General features: G+C 62.9%; 16 protein-coding genes. 13 read left to right on the plus strand and 3 right to left on the minus strand.

All coding sequences use genetic code 11. The features are described from left to right. Positions 1 to 173: 173 nt before the first annotated feature. On the plus strand, positions 174 to 944 hold the full coding sequence (locus ALTER154_RS18455) for a sulfite exporter TauE/SafE family protein (protein ID WP_160089264.1): 771 nt from the start codon (positions 174 to 176) through the stop codon (positions 942 to 944). A 3-nt stretch (positions 945 to 947) separates the two neighbouring features. Here the strand turns inward: ALTER154_RS18455 and ALTER154_RS18460 are convergent, their stop codons facing one another. After that, on the minus strand, positions 948 to 1,940 hold the full coding sequence (locus tag ALTER154_RS18460; RefSeq protein ID WP_160089266.1) for an AraC family transcriptional regulator: 993 nt from the start codon (positions 1,938 to 1,940) through the stop codon (positions 948 to 950). A 172-nt stretch (positions 1,941 to 2,112) separates the two neighbouring features. Here ALTER154_RS18460 and ALTER154_RS18465 point away from each other — a divergent pair, with 172 nt between their 5' ends. The 7 genes from ALTER154_RS18465 (at position 2,113) to ALTER154_RS18495 (ending at position 6,720) form a co-directional block, all read left to right on the plus strand. After that, positions 2,113 to 2,967 (plus strand): MaoC/PaaZ C-terminal domain-containing protein, encoded by an 855-nt coding sequence (locus tag ALTER154_RS18465; RefSeq protein ID WP_160089268.1) that lies wholly within the window; start codon positions 2,113 to 2,115, stop codon positions 2,965 to 2,967. Between the two features lie 112 nt (positions 2,968 to 3,079). Then, the gene (locus ALTER154_RS18470) at positions 3,080 to 3,841 is read left to right on the plus strand and encodes a hypothetical protein (RefSeq protein WP_160089270.1); all 762 of its coding nucleotides are present in this window, start codon (positions 3,080 to 3,082) and stop codon (positions 3,839 to 3,841) included. Between the two features lie 76 nt (positions 3,842 to 3,917). After that, on the plus strand, positions 3,918 to 4,238 hold the full coding sequence (locus tag ALTER154_RS18475) for a nucleotide pyrophosphohydrolase (protein WP_160089272.1): 321 nt from the start codon (positions 3,918 to 3,920) through the stop codon (positions 4,236 to 4,238). Next, entirely contained in the window at positions 4,231 to 4,980 is a 750-nt protein-coding gene (locus tag ALTER154_RS18480; protein ID WP_160089274.1) for a methyltransferase, read from the plus strand. Before ALTER154_RS18475 ends, ALTER154_RS18480 begins: the two co-directional genes overlap by 8 nt. A 29-nt stretch (positions 4,981 to 5,009) precedes the next feature. Next, positions 5,010 to 5,603: a DUF4136 domain-containing protein gene (locus tag ALTER154_RS18485; protein WP_160089276.1), complete on the plus strand. Its 594-nt coding sequence runs from the start codon at positions 5,010 to 5,012 to the stop codon at positions 5,601 to 5,603. A 24-nt stretch (positions 5,604 to 5,627) separates the two neighbouring features. Next, positions 5,628 to 6,191: a DUF4136 domain-containing protein gene (locus tag ALTER154_RS18490; protein ID WP_160089278.1), complete on the plus strand. Its 564-nt coding sequence runs from the start codon at positions 5,628 to 5,630 to the stop codon at positions 6,189 to 6,191. Between the two features lie 40 nt (positions 6,192 to 6,231). Then, positions 6,232 to 6,720, plus strand: a complete 489-nt coding sequence (locus tag ALTER154_RS18495) for a GNAT family N-acetyltransferase (RefSeq protein WP_090255673.1) — start codon at positions 6,232 to 6,234, stop codon at positions 6,718 to 6,720. A gap of 5 nt (positions 6,721 to 6,725) precedes the next feature. On the opposite strand, the gene ALTER154_RS18500 is transcribed toward ALTER154_RS18495, so the two are convergent. Next, positions 6,726 to 7,625, minus strand: a complete 900-nt coding sequence (locus tag ALTER154_RS18500) for a LysR family transcriptional regulator (protein ID WP_160089280.1) — start codon at positions 7,623 to 7,625, stop codon at positions 6,726 to 6,728. A gap of 99 nt (positions 7,626 to 7,724) precedes the next feature. Here ALTER154_RS18500 and ALTER154_RS18505 point away from each other — a divergent pair, with 99 nt between their 5' ends. The 3 genes from ALTER154_RS18505 (at position 7,725) to ALTER154_RS18515 (ending at position 9,797) form a co-directional block, all read left to right on the plus strand. After that, positions 7,725 to 8,597, plus strand: coding sequence for an MBL fold metallo-hydrolase (locus ALTER154_RS18505; protein WP_160089282.1), 873 nt, complete (start codon positions 7,725 to 7,727; stop codon positions 8,595 to 8,597). Next, entirely contained in the window at positions 8,588 to 9,286 is a 699-nt protein-coding gene (locus tag ALTER154_RS18510; RefSeq protein WP_160089284.1) for an SDR family oxidoreductase, read from the plus strand. Before ALTER154_RS18505 ends, ALTER154_RS18510 begins: the two co-directional genes overlap by 10 nt. A gap of 61 nt (positions 9,287 to 9,347) precedes the next feature. Continuing rightward, a complete protein-coding gene (locus tag ALTER154_RS18515; protein WP_160089286.1) occupies positions 9,348 to 9,797 on the plus strand; it encodes a DMT family transporter in 450 nt (149 codons plus the stop codon). Here the strand turns inward: ALTER154_RS18515 and ALTER154_RS18520 are convergent. Further along, complete coding sequence (locus tag ALTER154_RS18520; RefSeq protein ID WP_160089288.1) at positions 9,794 to 10,747, minus strand: SdiA-regulated domain-containing protein; 954 nt, start codon at positions 10,745 to 10,747, stop codon at positions 9,794 to 9,796. The genes ALTER154_RS18515 and ALTER154_RS18520 overlap by 4 nt on opposite strands. 439 nt (positions 10,748 to 11,186) lie before the next feature. On the opposite strand from ALTER154_RS18520, the gene ALTER154_RS18525 reads away from it, so the two are divergent. After that, positions 11,187 to 12,674: a SulP family inorganic anion transporter gene (locus ALTER154_RS18525; protein ID WP_160089290.1), complete on the plus strand. Its 1,488-nt coding sequence runs from the start codon at positions 11,187 to 11,189 to the stop codon at positions 12,672 to 12,674. Positions 12,675 to 12,820: 146 nt separating this feature from the next. Continuing rightward, on the plus strand, positions 12,821 to 13,942 hold the full coding sequence (locus tag ALTER154_RS18530) for a GGDEF domain-containing protein (protein ID WP_160089292.1): 1,122 nt from the start codon (positions 12,821 to 12,823) through the stop codon (positions 13,940 to 13,942). Positions 13,943 to 13,959 lie beyond the last annotated feature (17 nt).

Here is a 13,959-nt window from a genome sequence, read left to right on the forward strand (position 1 = left end):
ACATAGAATCGCAGCCTGTACAACGCTCGTCCGTTTGCCATCATCGCCAGCCCTGTGCCAAAAAGCCGATTATAGGAACGCCAATGCAGTGCCAGGCAATAACGGCGGGCAGTAAACAAGACAACCACAGCAGGCATTGACCCCGTCACCTGCCGTTAACCCGATGAAGCCCTATGCCTCTCAACGAAATGCTGTTGTTACTGCTCGCCGGTTTTGCCGCCGGAGGGATGAATGCCCTGGCCGGTGGCGGCACGTTTTTCTCCTTTCCGGCGTTGCTCGCGGCGGGTCTGCCGCCGGTGACGGCCAACGCCACCAATGCCGTGGCGCTGTGGCCGGCCAGCCTGGCTGGGGCCTGGGCGGCGCGGGATTCGCTGCGGCCGTTGGGGCGTTATCTGCTGCCGTTGTTGGCGGCCGGGCTGGCGGGCGGCTTGCTGGGTGGGCTGTTGCTGCTTGTTGGCGGCGATGCGGTGTTTGCCAAGCTGATTCCCTGGCTGCTGCTGGCCGCCACCGCGCTGTTTGCAGCCAGTCCCTGGCTGAGCCGCTGGTTGGCTGCTCGCCGTGCCGAGGCTGCACAACCGCCGCACGGCCCACTGTCACTGGCCGCGCATATCGGCGTATCGATCTATGGCGGTTACTTCGGTGCCGGCATGGGCATTCTGCAACTGGCGGCGTTTTCTATCGAAGGCCACCCGCTGGCCCGCGCCAATGCCCTGAAGAACCTGATTTCCGCGGTGATCTACAGCGTCGCCACCGCGACTTTTATCATCGCCGGCCGAGTCAGTTGGTATGAGCTGGTGATTCTGCTGGTGGGCGCCACCGTCGGCGGTTATGTCGGCGGCGCACTGGGCCAGCGTTTGCCGGCCAAGTTCCTGCGCCTGCTGGTGATCAGCGTGGGCAGCGGGATGACGCTCTATTACTTCTGGGCGACCTATTTCGCCCAGTAGCACTCAATTTTTGCCGCGCTTGCGAAACTCCACTGGCGTTTCGCCGACCCAGCGCTTGAAGGCACGATAGAAGGTGCTCGGCTCAGAGAAGCCGGTGCGCTCGACGATCACTTCGATACGCTCGTCGGTGTTGAGCAGCAGGTCCTTGGCCAAACGGCAACGGTAGTCGGTGACCAGGTCGTTAAAGCGCACCCCGGCCATCGCCAGGCGCTCACGCAGCCGCCGCGCCGGCATGTTCAATCGCGCGGCGACCTGCTCCAGGGTCGCGCCGCTGTCGACCAGCAATTCGCCGATCAACTCACGCACCTTGCGCACCAGGTCCAGACGCTCGACTTCAGCCAGCTGCCGGCGCGCCAGCGACTCGTGCATGCGCAGTAATTCTGGCGCAGCGTGCCGTGAGGTCTTGTCCAGCACCGAGGCATTGAACACCAGCGCGTAACGCTCGCCGCCCAGTTGCGCCGGGCAGCCGTAGACCTGCTGATAGCGCTCGGCCGGCGCACCTTCGGTATGCATGAACTGCACTTCATAAGGGGTGAAATCACCTTCGGTCAGCGCATCAAACAGGCGGATCACCGCGCCGGCGAGCATTTCCGGGAAGTGTCGCGGCGTGCCGGGAACCAGCCCAAGTAGCAGCACCGCACGGTCGTCCTGCACCTCCAACTTGGCATTCAGGGTGTCAGAGAGCAGACGCACATAGCGCAGGGCATGGCGCAGGCCTTCACCGAAGGTTTCACTGGAAAGAAACAGGTACTCCAGCAGCAGGCCGTGGAAGGCCGGCAGGTGCTGAGCCAGGTAGAGGCCGACATGCTCTTCGCCGCACTCGTCGATGGCCGCCTTCCAGAACAACGCTTGGGCGGCATGGGGGAAGCGCCCGGCAGGTAAACCACCCGGCGGCAGGCCAACGCGCGCCAGCACCCGATCAGGGTCGGTACCGCTGGCACGCAGGGCGTCGATCACGGGGCGCATCAGCGCCACGTCGTCAGTCAGGTCACGCATATTGAAGAGTTCTTATTGTGTGCGAGGCGCGGCCATCTTAGGCAGCTTTAGGCCATGCGCTCAAGGCGTGAATGCAGGCAATTGACTGCCCCGCCACATAACCAGGCAGCACGGCCAATGCAGATACAGGCGCGCCATCTAAGCTGCTGCCACCGTTCTGAGGAGTGACCCCATGGCCATCGACTGGCTCGACCTGCCCGCCCCGCCCGCGCTACCCGGTCTTTTTCTGCGCGCCGCCCTGCGCCGCCGTGTGACTGGCCGCAGCCTGCCCGAGCTGGGCGTGCGCTGCCAGGTCACGGTTGATCCCAAACACCTGGCGCGCTACCGGCAGATCTGCGGCTTTAGCGATGAGCATCGGCTGCCCGCACCCTACCCGCATATTCTGGCGTTTGCCCTGCAAATGCAGTTGCTCACCGATACGCGCTTTCCCTTTCCGCTGCTCGGCCTGGTGCATCTGGAAAACCATATTCGCGTGCTGCGCCCCCTCGGCGGTCTCGGGCCCTTTACCGTCAGCGTGCAGGTGCAAGACCTGCAGCCCCATGACAAGGGCGTGACCTTCAGCCTGATCACCCAGCTGCACGACCAGCTCGGCCTGCTTTGGGAAGGCGATAGCCGCATCCTCTGCCGTGCCCTGCGCCTGGACGGCAAACCGGCCGAACGCGAAACCGAACCTGTACTTGCGCAAACCACCCTGGCCCACTGGCGCGCGCCCGCAGATATCGGCCGGCGTTATGCGCGCATCGCCGGCGACTACAACCCGATCCATATGTTTGCCGCCACCGCCAAGTTGTTCGGTTTTCCCCGCGCCATTGCCCATGGCCTGTGGAACAAAGGCCGCGCCCTGGCCGAACTGGGCGCACGCCTACCGGATGCCGGTTACAGCGTGAGCGTACGCTTCCAGAAACCGGTGCTGTTGCCGGCCGAGGTGCGTCTGCTGGCCAGCGAGCCCGGCAGCCATGGCCAGTTCAGCCTCCTCGGCCAGAATGATCTGAGCCATATGAGCGGCAGTTGGCAGCCGCTGGACTAGGCGCACCGCAAGGCTTGGCGTTTTTGCGGGGGCCGATTATCGTGTCGACTCCTGCGCCCACGCGGTCATGGTTGACCCGCACGGCAACTCCAATGGATCAGAGAGCCTCAGCATGAAAAACACCGCAGTACTTGCCACGTCCTTCGTCCTCGCCTGCAGCGCACTGCAGGCCCATGCCCTGGACGCGTCCGGGCAGCGCTATGTCAATCAGCTGGTGCAGGGCGGCCCGGTGTCGATTCGCGAGGCCGCGCAGAGCATCTACCACAGCGGCTACCGTGACCAGGAAACCCTCGACGTGGCAGCCGAAGTGCTGCTGCAGAAGTACCGTAGCGCCTCCGATAACACCACCTCAGACGCCCTCGCCTGGGTCTGCAAGGCCTTGGCCAGCTCGGGTAACGGCCGCTACAAGCCGGTACTGAGCGAAGTGGTGGCCAACTCCGACAACCGCAAGCTCGACCGTCATTGCGAGAAAGCCGCTGACAGCCTCAGCGCCGGTGGCGCGCCTTACACCGCAGGCAGCGTCAACCTGGACGCCTACCGCGCCGGCCAAGGCCAAGCGGCTACTAGCACGCAAACGCTGACGCCCGCTGCTGCACCAGCGACCGCCGCCCAGGGCAGCGGTTCGTTCAGCGATATACGCACCGGTATGAGCATGGATGAAGTCAATGCGCTGCTCGGCGCGCCGACCGCCACCTTCTCGCACCAGACAGGCAAGGCCTGGATCCCGTTCAACTTCAAAGGCAAGGACGTCGCCCGCGTGGTGTCGCTGTACAAAGGCAAGGGGCGCATTACGTTTTCCCAGGAAAGTGTCTATGCCAACGTCTGGCGCGTGCTGGAAGTGACTAACAACCCGAACGAAAGCGGCTACCCATAACCTGCGGTATCGGTTTGCCGGCTTGAAGACCGGCCGGCAAACCCCGAAGCTATGCTCCTCTTTGCTGGAGCGCCTGATGAACCTCGCCGAACTGACCACCCGCATGCACGCCATTCGTGACCACAACGACTGGCGGCCATTCCACAGCCCGAAGAACCTGGCCATGGCGGCCAGCGTGGAAATGGCCGAGCTGGTGGAAATCTTCCAGTGGCTGAGCGAAGCGCAGTCCCGCGAACTACCAGCTGAACACCTGGCCCATGCCGGCCAGGAAATCGGCGACGTGATTCTCTACTTGGTGCTGCTGTGCGGCGAGCTGGGCCTGGATATGGAACAGGTGGTGCGCGCCAAGCTGGCCGACAACGAACGGCGCTTCCTCGGGAGCGCATCCAATGAGTGATCGTCACTTCGACGAACTGGCCACACGCTTTGCCGAGAAGATCTATGGCGGCGCCAAGGGCGCGATTCGCCTGGCCGTACTCCAGGCTGACCTGGCCGAAGCGCTACCCGAACGCCCACTGCGGGTGCTGGATATCGGCGCGGGCCTCGGCCATATGTCGCTGTGGCTGGCCGAGCGCGGCCATCAGGTGACGCTGACGGAACCCGCCGAACCGATGCTCAATGGCGCACGCGAGCGCTTTGCCGCCGCAGGACAAGACGCCACCTTTATCCAAGCGCCCTGGCAGGACCTGCTCGGCCAGCTTGAGCAAGCTTATGACCTGGTGATCTGCCATGCGGTGCTGGAATGGTTAGCCGAGCCGCACAGCATCCTGCCGGTATTGCACCAGTTGTGCGCGCCCGGCGGCTGGCTGTCGTTGGCGTTCTACAACAAGGACGCGCTGATCTACCGTAACCTGCTCAAGGGCCACTTCCGCAAACTGCGCAAGGCCGAGTTCGCAGGGGAAAAACAGAGCCTGACCCCGCAGATGCCGCTTGATCCGCGCGAGCTGGCGGCGCAACTTGAGGCTAATTGGCAGGTCGAAAGCCAGAGTGGCGTGCGGGTGTTTCACGACTATATGCCGCAACCCTTCCAGGCCAAGGCCGAGCTGCTCGACCTGCTGGAAATGGAGCTGGCCTACCGCCGCCACCCGAGCTTTTCCGGGCTGGGGCGCTACCTGCACTGGATCTGCCGGCCACGCTGATTGCCCTCTCACTGGAGGCTGAACACTCAATGAAAAGACTGGGCGCATTACTGCTACTGGCGAGCCTCGCAGCCTGCCAGAGCGACAACCCGTATACCGCCGAAAGTAACCCCCTGCCGCCTGCACCCGCACAGGCGGCCCAGCAACTGGATCTCAGCGCCTATCCGGCAAAACCACGCGACTTCGGCCGCTACCGCACCTGGAGCTGGCAACGCCTGCCTGCCGGTACGGCCTGGGCCAGCTCCGAGCAGGTGCAGGAAGCCCTCAGCAATGCCCTCGACCAGCGCGGCCTGCGCCCACATCGCGCCGGTAAAACCAGCGACCTCAAGGTCAGCGCCGAGCTGCGTTTGGAGCAACGCCTACGCCAGGTCACCGAACACTACGGCAGCCAGTACGGTCATAGTCGGTATGGCAACGACTACGGCATGTGGGGCAGTGCGCCGCTGGTGCGCAGCTATACCGAAGAAGTCATGGTGGTGCGCATCGAACTGTTCGACGGCCAGGATGGCCAACCCGTCTGGAGTGCCAGCGCCGAAACCCTTAGCAGCGGCAGCCAGAGTGAACGCGCCGCCGCGCTGCGCAATGCGGTACAACAGGCCCTGGCGGCATACCCGCCAAACTGATCGCTGTATTAAAGGAGAGCACCCGTGCGTGCATCACTGCTGTTACTGCCCCTGCTGTTGATCCTCAGCGCCTGCCAAACCGCGCAGCTGCAGCGCGACTTCGACCCTAACCGGGATTTTGCCGCCTACCGCAGCTGGAGCTGGCAGGAACCGGCGGTGCAATACAAACCTGATGACCCGCGCCTGAAAAGCGACCTGACAGACCAGCGCATCCGCACGGCGGTCAGCCAACAGCTCGACCAACGCGGCCTGCGCCCGGCAGCGGCAAACACGCCAGGCGATCTCAAGGTGCAGGCGTGGATGATCGTCGACAATCGCCAGCAGCAGGTCAGTACCCAGCTCGGCGGCGCCTGGGGTGATCCCTGGAGCGGCGGCTTCTGGGGCGGCCCGAGTTACGTGGAAACCCGCACCCTGGACTATCAGGTCGGCACCCTGCAGATCGACCTGCTCGACGGCAAGGATGGCAAACTGGTCTGGCGCGGCAGCACTGAACAGGTGCTACGCAATCCACATCCCAGCCCGAGCGAGCGCGAGGCCGCGATTCGCCGCAGCGTGGAGGACGTATTGAGTCAGTACCCGCCTCAATGAGCAGCCGCGTGCCCACCCCGCTGACCTACAAGGATGTTGCATGAACCCAACCCCACACCTCAGCCATCGCCCCGCGGCGGCGGCTGATCTGGCCGAGATTGTCGGTTTCCCGCAGAACGCTGATGAACTGTTTTTCTGTTATCCCAAGGCCGACTGGCCGCTGAGCATCGGTCAGCTGGCCGCCGCCATGGCTGAGCGCCGCGACAGCACGGTGGTGCTGCTGGATGGCCGGGTAGCCGGCTTTGCCAACTTCTACCAATGGCACTACGACGACCACTGCGCCCTCGGCAACCTGATGGTCGCACCCTGGGCCCGTAGCCATGGCGTGGCGCACTATCTGGTGGCGGTGATGGAGCAGCTGGCGCGCGAGCATTACCACGCCAAACGCATGCAGGTTTCGTGCTTCAATGCCAACAGCGCCGGGCTGCTGCTCTACCCCAAGCTCGGTTATGCCCTCAGCGGCGTGGTCGAACGTCGCGACCCCAAGGGCCAGCGCGTCGCGCTGATCCAGTTCAGCAAACCCCTGTAGACCGTTTACAAGTCCCAATCCGGCCGATCCGCCAAGCGCTGGATCAGAAAATCCAGCAGCGCGCGCAGCGCCGGCGGCATCTGCCGGCGCGTGCCATACAGGGCGTGAATACCTAATTGCTGTGGCTCGTAGTCAGGCAGCAACTGCACCAGCGCCCCGGAACGCAAATGCGCGCCGACCGAATAGCGCGGCTGCAAACTGATGCCGATATCGGCCAGCACGGCCTCCAGCAGCACCATGGATTCATTGGCGCTGAGGTTGCCGCTGACCGCCACAGCATGCGGCTCACCAGCACGACTGAACTCCCAGATGCTGCGGCCAAAATAGGCATAACTCAGGCAATTGTGTTGCGCCAGGTCCTCGGGCCGCTGCGGCGTGCCATGCCTGGCCAGGTACGTGGGTGTTGCGCACACCACCGAACGGCACACCGCCAACTGGCGGGCGATCAGGTTGGGGTCGAGCTGATTGGTGATGCGCAGGGCCAGGTCGATACGCGCTTCCACCAGATTGACCGCCTGGCTGCCCACCAGCAGATCGACGCTGACCTGCGGATACAGGCGGGTGAAGTCATCCAGTGCGTGCACCAGCCAGGCCTGAGCCAGCGACTGGCTACAAGCGATGCGCAAGGTGCCGCGCGGCGCAGCCTCGTCCGTACGGCTGACGCTCTGCATGGCGTCGGCCATGGCCAGCATCTCGCGGCATTGCCCCAGCAGTTGCTCACCGGCACCGGTCAGGCTCAGCTTGCGCGTGGTGCGGTGCAGCAGGCGCGCGCCGACCCAGGTTTCCAGCTCGCCGAGGTAACGCGACACCATCGCCCGCGACATCTCCAGCGCATCGGCAGCGGCGGTCTGGCTGCCACGCTCCACCACTTCGACAAAAACCCGCGTAGCCGTCAGGCGATCCATAATTAGCCCATTTAACGCAACAAACATGCGCAGATTACGGGGCTTTTTGATCGATTTAAAGCAACTAAGATGAGCTCATTCACTCAACAGGAGTTCCCCATGTCGCTCATCACTCACCTGCGCGGTCTGCTCGCCAGCGCCAGCCTGCTGACCCTGGCCACAACCGCTCTCGCCCAACCGCTGACCCTGGACGTCTACAACCCAGGCGACAAGGCCATCTTCCCGGTAACCTCGACGCTGATCAGCGGCGAACGCGAGGCCATCCTCGTCGATGCGCAGTTCTCCAACCGTGAAGCGCAGGAACTGGTCGAGCGCATCCAGGCCAGCGGCAAAACCCTCACCACCATTTTTATCAGCCACGGTGACCCGGATTTCTACTTCGGCCTGGACACCCTGACCCGTGCCTTCCCCAAGGCCAAGGTCCTGGCCACGCCGCAGACCATCGCCTATATCGAGAAAAGCCGTAAACCGAAGCTGGCCTACTGGGGCCCGATCCTCAAAGACAGCGCACCGGCCCGCACAGTGGTGCCGCACGCCCTGCAAGGCGACCACCTGAGCCTGGAAGGCCAGCGCATCGAACTGATCGGCCATGACCCCAAGCACACCAGCCTGTGGATTCCGAGCATCAAGGCGGTGGTCGGCGGCGTGCTGACCTACGCCAACATTCACCCCTGGATTGCCGATGCACAAACCGCAGAGGCGCGTAAATCCTGGCTGAAATCCCTGGATGAACTGCAAGCGCTGCAGCCAAAGACCCTGGTGCCTGGGCACTTTATGGGCCAACCGACGCTGAGCCTGGATGACCTGCGCTTTACCCGCAATTACCTGAATGACCTGGAAGTAGCACTGCCCAAGGCCCAGAACAGCCAGGCGCTGATCGAGACCATGAAAGCCAAGTACCCGCAGCTGCTCGACGCCAGCAGCCTCGAACTGAGCGCCAAGGTGCTCAAAGGTGAAATGCAGTGGCCGTAAGCCGCCATATCCTGATCACCGGCGCCTCACGCGGCATTGGCCTGGGTTTGACCCAGGCCTTTGTGCAGGCGGGCTGGCAGGTGCACGCCGTGATCCGCAATCTGGCGGGTAGCCATGAATTGCAGGAACTGGCCACGCAACATGGTCAGTGCCTGCGGCTGATCGAGTGCGACCTGGAGCAACGCGAAGCGGGCCAGTTGATTGACCGCGCCCTGGGCGACCAACCACTAACCTGTGCGCTGTTCAATGCCGGCGTCTATGGCCCAGCGCATCAGGACCCGCGCCAGGCCAACAGCGCGGAGATCGGCCAGCTGTTTCTCGCCAATGCGGTCGCGCCGATCAGCCTGGCGCAACAGCTTGCCGGTCGAATCGAAACCGGCGGGGTGATGGCCTTTATCAGCTCGCAGATGGCCAGCCTGCAGCTCAACCGTGCCCTCGACATGCCGCTCTACGGTGCCAGCAAAGCGGCGCTGAACAGCTTGCTGCTGAGCTGGAGCAGCCACTATGCCGAGCTGCCCTGGAGCTTGCTGGCCCTGCATCCAGGCTGGGTGCGCACCGCCATGGGCGGCGCCGATGCCCCCTTGAGTGTGGCGGACAGCGCAAGTGGCCTGTGTCAGGTGATCACCGCAGAATTGGGTCGCCGACGCTGCACATTTCTCGATTACCAAGGCCAGGCGCTGCCCTGGTGAGGCTGACGGCGCGGGGCGCATTTGCGGCATAATCGCTCCTTGCCCACCTGGAGATATGCCCATGCCTGCCCCGATCTGGTGGTTGATGGCCTTGCCCTTCGTAGCCGGCGCCTGCCTGCCGTTGCAAGCGGGCATCAACGGTCAATTGGCCAAACAGGTGTCGAGCGTGATGGCCGCCGCGCTGGTGTCCTTTGCCGTGGGTACCCTTGCGCTGCTGATTCTGGTGCTGGCCCAGCGCGAGTTCCCCAGCCTCGGCGCGCTGAAAGGCCTGACCTGGTGGCACTGGAGTGGCGGCCTGCTGGGGGTGATGTTTATCGCCACCGCCGCCTTTGCCGGCCCCAAGGTTGGCGCCGTGCTGTTTATGGCCCTGGTGATCGCCGGACAACTGAGCATGGCCCTGACCTTGGACCACTTCGGCTGGGCCGGCTTTCGTGAAGCTCCGATCACCGCAGGCAAAGTCGGCGGCCTGCTGCTGATCGTCGCCGGCATCTGGCTGATCAGGCGCGGTTAAGCGCCAGGCCGACTCTCGCGTTCAAAGCGGTAGAACAGGTTAGGTTCGCTGACCAGATAGAGATTGCCCTGATCATCCAGGGTCAGACCCTCGCCCTGCGGCACGCTGTCTTGCAGCCCGGCGAAGCCACTGAGCAGCGAGCGGAAGCTGATCAGCTTGCCGTCCTCGGCATCCAGTTCGATCAGCACCTTGGACTCATCGCTGAGCAGGGCCAGATGCCCGGTCTGCTCGTCGTAATGCACCGACGACAAGTCCGTGGCAAACACCTTGTGATCGATCCAGGCCTGGCGATCGATTACCTGCAGGTTGAAGTCACCCTGGAAGCTGGATTTCAGGCCACGCACTTCATACAGTTTGCGCGGTGAATGCTCCTTGACCACATACAGCCGGTCACCCGCACGGTCGTAGCCGACCCCTTCAAAGCCTTGGTTGCCGCCCAGATCAATGCCCAGGGTCAGCGCCCGGTAATCCTCGCGAAACAGAGCACCGGGTTTTTCCGGCAGTTCGACCACCACCAGCGCCTGATCGCGCTCTTCAGCCAGTAACAAGAGGTTATCGCCCAGGTACGTGATGCCTTCGACATCGCTGAAGCCGCTGAGCGGATAACGCGCCAACAGCTCACCCTCCTTGCTCAGCGCCAGCAGTTCCTCAGGGTTATTGACCACCGCCCAGAGCTGGTCGCGGCCTTCGTCGTAGGTCAGGCCGGACAGGTTGTTGCTCACTCCGGCAACCGGCAGCGCATCGATGCGCACCTGGTACTCGGGCAGCCACAGGCTGCGGCTTTCCCATTCGGTTTCATGCCAGGAGGTCTTGATCCAGAAATACAGACGGTTATCCAGGTGCTGCACGCCTATCTGGTAAACCAGTGTCAACGCCAGCAGTAACAGCGCCCATTTCCATGGGCTTACATCAGGTAGCCGTCCTAGCACGCCTTTCGCAGCGGACATCATGAATAGTCATACTCGCGTGCTTACGGGAAACAGCAGTGTGCTGCGTGAACATGACAGCACGGCTGTGCGGGTGCCGAATGGTCGGGCCAGACGCTGGGCTGCGGGTGTAGGAGTGCACGCCTACTAATGAGTTCAACTCGCAGGGCCTACAGCCCGCGGGCTGCGACGGCCGGGAGGCATGTGTTAAGGTGAGCGCCCTTTTCGCCCGAATGGATAGAGACAGGTCGATATGACACTGGCCCAACCATCCCGCTGGCTGCCTACGCCGCCATAGCGCTTCGCCCCCTCCCTGCATAGCCCGGCCGGCTTACCCGCTGCTGTAGCTCTGCCCCTGCGCGCTGGCCGCAAGGCTGCGTTGCTATCGTTGTACCGCGCTTTTTATTAGCCCATCCGCCCTGCCCTTGCGTGCATCTGCGGACCCCAGTTTTTGGAATTGACCATGCTGCAAAGCCTGAAAAACACCTGGTTCTTTAACATCCGCGGCGATGTGCTCGCCGGTCTGGTGGTGGCACTGGCGCTGATCCCGGAAGCCATCGCCTTCTCGATCATCGCCGGCGTCGACCCCAAGGTCGGCCTGTATGCCTCCTTCTGTATCGCCGTAGTGATCGCCTTTGTCGGTGGCCGCCCAGGCATGATCAGCGCCGCCACCGGGGCCATGGCTCTGGTCATGGTCACTCTGGTGAAAAACCACGGCCTGGAATACCTGCTGGCGGCCACCCTACTGACTGGCGTGCTGCAGATCGGCGCCGGGTACCTCAAGCTCGGCTCGCTGATGCGCTTTGTCTCGCGCTCGGTGGTAACCGGTTTCGTCAACGCCCTGGCCATCCTGATTTTCATGGCGCAGCTGCCGGAGCTGACCAACGTCACCTGGCAGGTCTACGCCATGTGCGCGGCGGGCCTGGCCATCATTTACCTGTTCCCTTATGTGCCTAAGCTAGGCAAGGTGATCCCCTCACCGCTGGTGTGCATCCTGTCGATGACTGCCGTGGCCATGTATTTCGGCCTGGATATCCGCACCGTCGGCGACATGGGCGAGCTACCGGACACCTTGCCGATTTTCCTCTGGCCAGATGTACCGCTGACGTTTGAAACCCTGGCCATCATCTTTCCCTACGCCGCTGCGCTGGCTGTGGTGGGCCTGCTGGAGTCGATGATGACCGCGACCATCATTGATGACCTGACCGACACCAACAGCGACAAGAACCGCGAATGCAAAGGCCAGGGCGTGGCCAATATCGCCTCCGGCTTGCTGGGCGGTATGGCGGGCTGCGCGATGATCGGCCAATCAGTCATCAACGTGAAATCCGGCGGCCGTGGTCGGCTGTCGTGCCTGGTGGCCGGCGTGGTGTTGTTGCTGATGGTGGTATTCCTCAGCGACTGGGTCAGCCAGATCCCCATGGCCGCGCTGGTGGCGGTGATGATCATGGTGTCGATCGGCACCTTCAGCTGGGACTCGTTGCGCAACCTGAAGCACTACCCGCTCTCCACCAATATCGTGATGCTCGCCACCGTGGCCGTGACCGTATACACCCACAACCTGGCCTACGGCGTGTTTGTCGGGGTACTGCTGGCGGCCATGTTCTTCGCCAACAAGATTGGCCACTTCCTCTATATCAACGCTGAACTCGACAGCGAGGGCCGCCAGCGTATCTACAAGGTGGTTGGGCAGGTGTTCTTCAGCTCTGCCGACAAATTCATCGCCGCCTTTGATTTCAAAGACACCGTCCGCCAGGTCACCATCGACCTGTCCCGCGCACACTTCTGGGACATCACCGCCGTCGCCGCCTTGGACAAAGTGGTGATCAAACTGCGCCGCGAAGGTATTGAGGTCCACGTTCTGGGCCTGAACGAGGCCAGCGCCACCATCGTTGATCGTTTCGGCACCCACGAAAATCCTGAAGCGATTGAGCGGGTACTCGGCCACTGAGTTCGACGCGGCGATCATGCTGTAAGCCCGTGCTGGCGCATGCCAGCTCGGCATTGGGTGTCGCCCAAGGCGCGATAGCAATGTGACAGCTTTTTCAAAAGCAAAGAGTTATGCTGCTATAACGCTGCTATTTGTGATCACAAGCCATGGCTGAAGCCCAAGTACCTCGCCAACCACATGCCTTCGCCCTCTGGCGCGAAGCGCAAGACACACGCATTCGCTCGCCACTGGGTGGCATCTATTACCTGCTGGCCTGGCTGCTCACGTGGGCGTTCAGCAATGACCCGGGCGCTCTGGTGCTGCCGGGTGTCGTCGGCATCGCCCTATTTGCCCTGCTGCTGGCTCTACGCCTGCTACACCGCCTGCCTCAGGAGCAGAGCAACGATTCACTCAGCCGCTGGCTCAACCTGCATTGGAGCCTGATTCTGATCACCGCGCTGAGCTGGGGCGCTGCCCATGCCCTGGCGCAGCACCATCCGCTGTTCAGCAGCTCAGCGATTATCGCCACCCTCAGCACCATCGCCTTTAGCACCGCCCTGGCCTTCAACTTTGCCATGCGCAAAAAGCGCGCGCTCCTGGCATTGCTGCTGATTTACCTGCCGGGGCTGCTCACGCTGGCACTGGCATGGCGCGAGCAGTACGCGCTCCTGATTACCCTGAGCTTTTACCTCAGCTACCTACTATTGGCGTTGAACCGCAGCCACCGCGAATACCACAACACGCTCAAGCTGGAGTTGCAGCTGCTCGATCAGCAGGAGCGCCTCGAACACCTCAGCCGCACCGATAGCCTGACCCAGCTGGGCAACCGCTATCAGTTCAACAGCCTGTTCCCGGTGATGGTGGCCAACGCCCAGCGGCAAAGTCAGCCGCTGTCACTGGTGCTGCTGGACATCGATTTTTTCAAGCGGATCAATGACGAATACGGGCATACCTGCGGCGATAACTGCCTAAACGACTTTGCCGAACGGATGCGGCAGAACTTTCGCCGCGACAGTGACGCGTTGTTGCGCCTGGGTGGTGAAGAGTTCGGCATCCTGATGCCCAATACCCCGCTAGAGGAAGCCTGCCAACTGGCTGAGCAGTTTCGTCAGGAACTGGAGCGGGAAGGCTTCAACGCGCCTGGAGCCATCCTGCCCCTGACTGCAAGCCTGGGGGTGGGCTGTTTCGATGCGCGCCGCGACAGCAGCGCCGAGGGGTTCTTCAAGCGCGTCGACGATGCGCTCTATCAGGCCAAGGCTGCCGGGCGTAACCGCCTGGAGCAGGCCTGAGTGCGGCGGCACCGGCG

The organism is Pseudomonas sp. 9AZ, from assembly GCF_902506525.1.
GTDB classification, from domain to species: domain Bacteria; phylum Pseudomonadota; class Gammaproteobacteria; order Pseudomonadales; family Pseudomonadaceae; genus Aquipseudomonas; species Aquipseudomonas peli.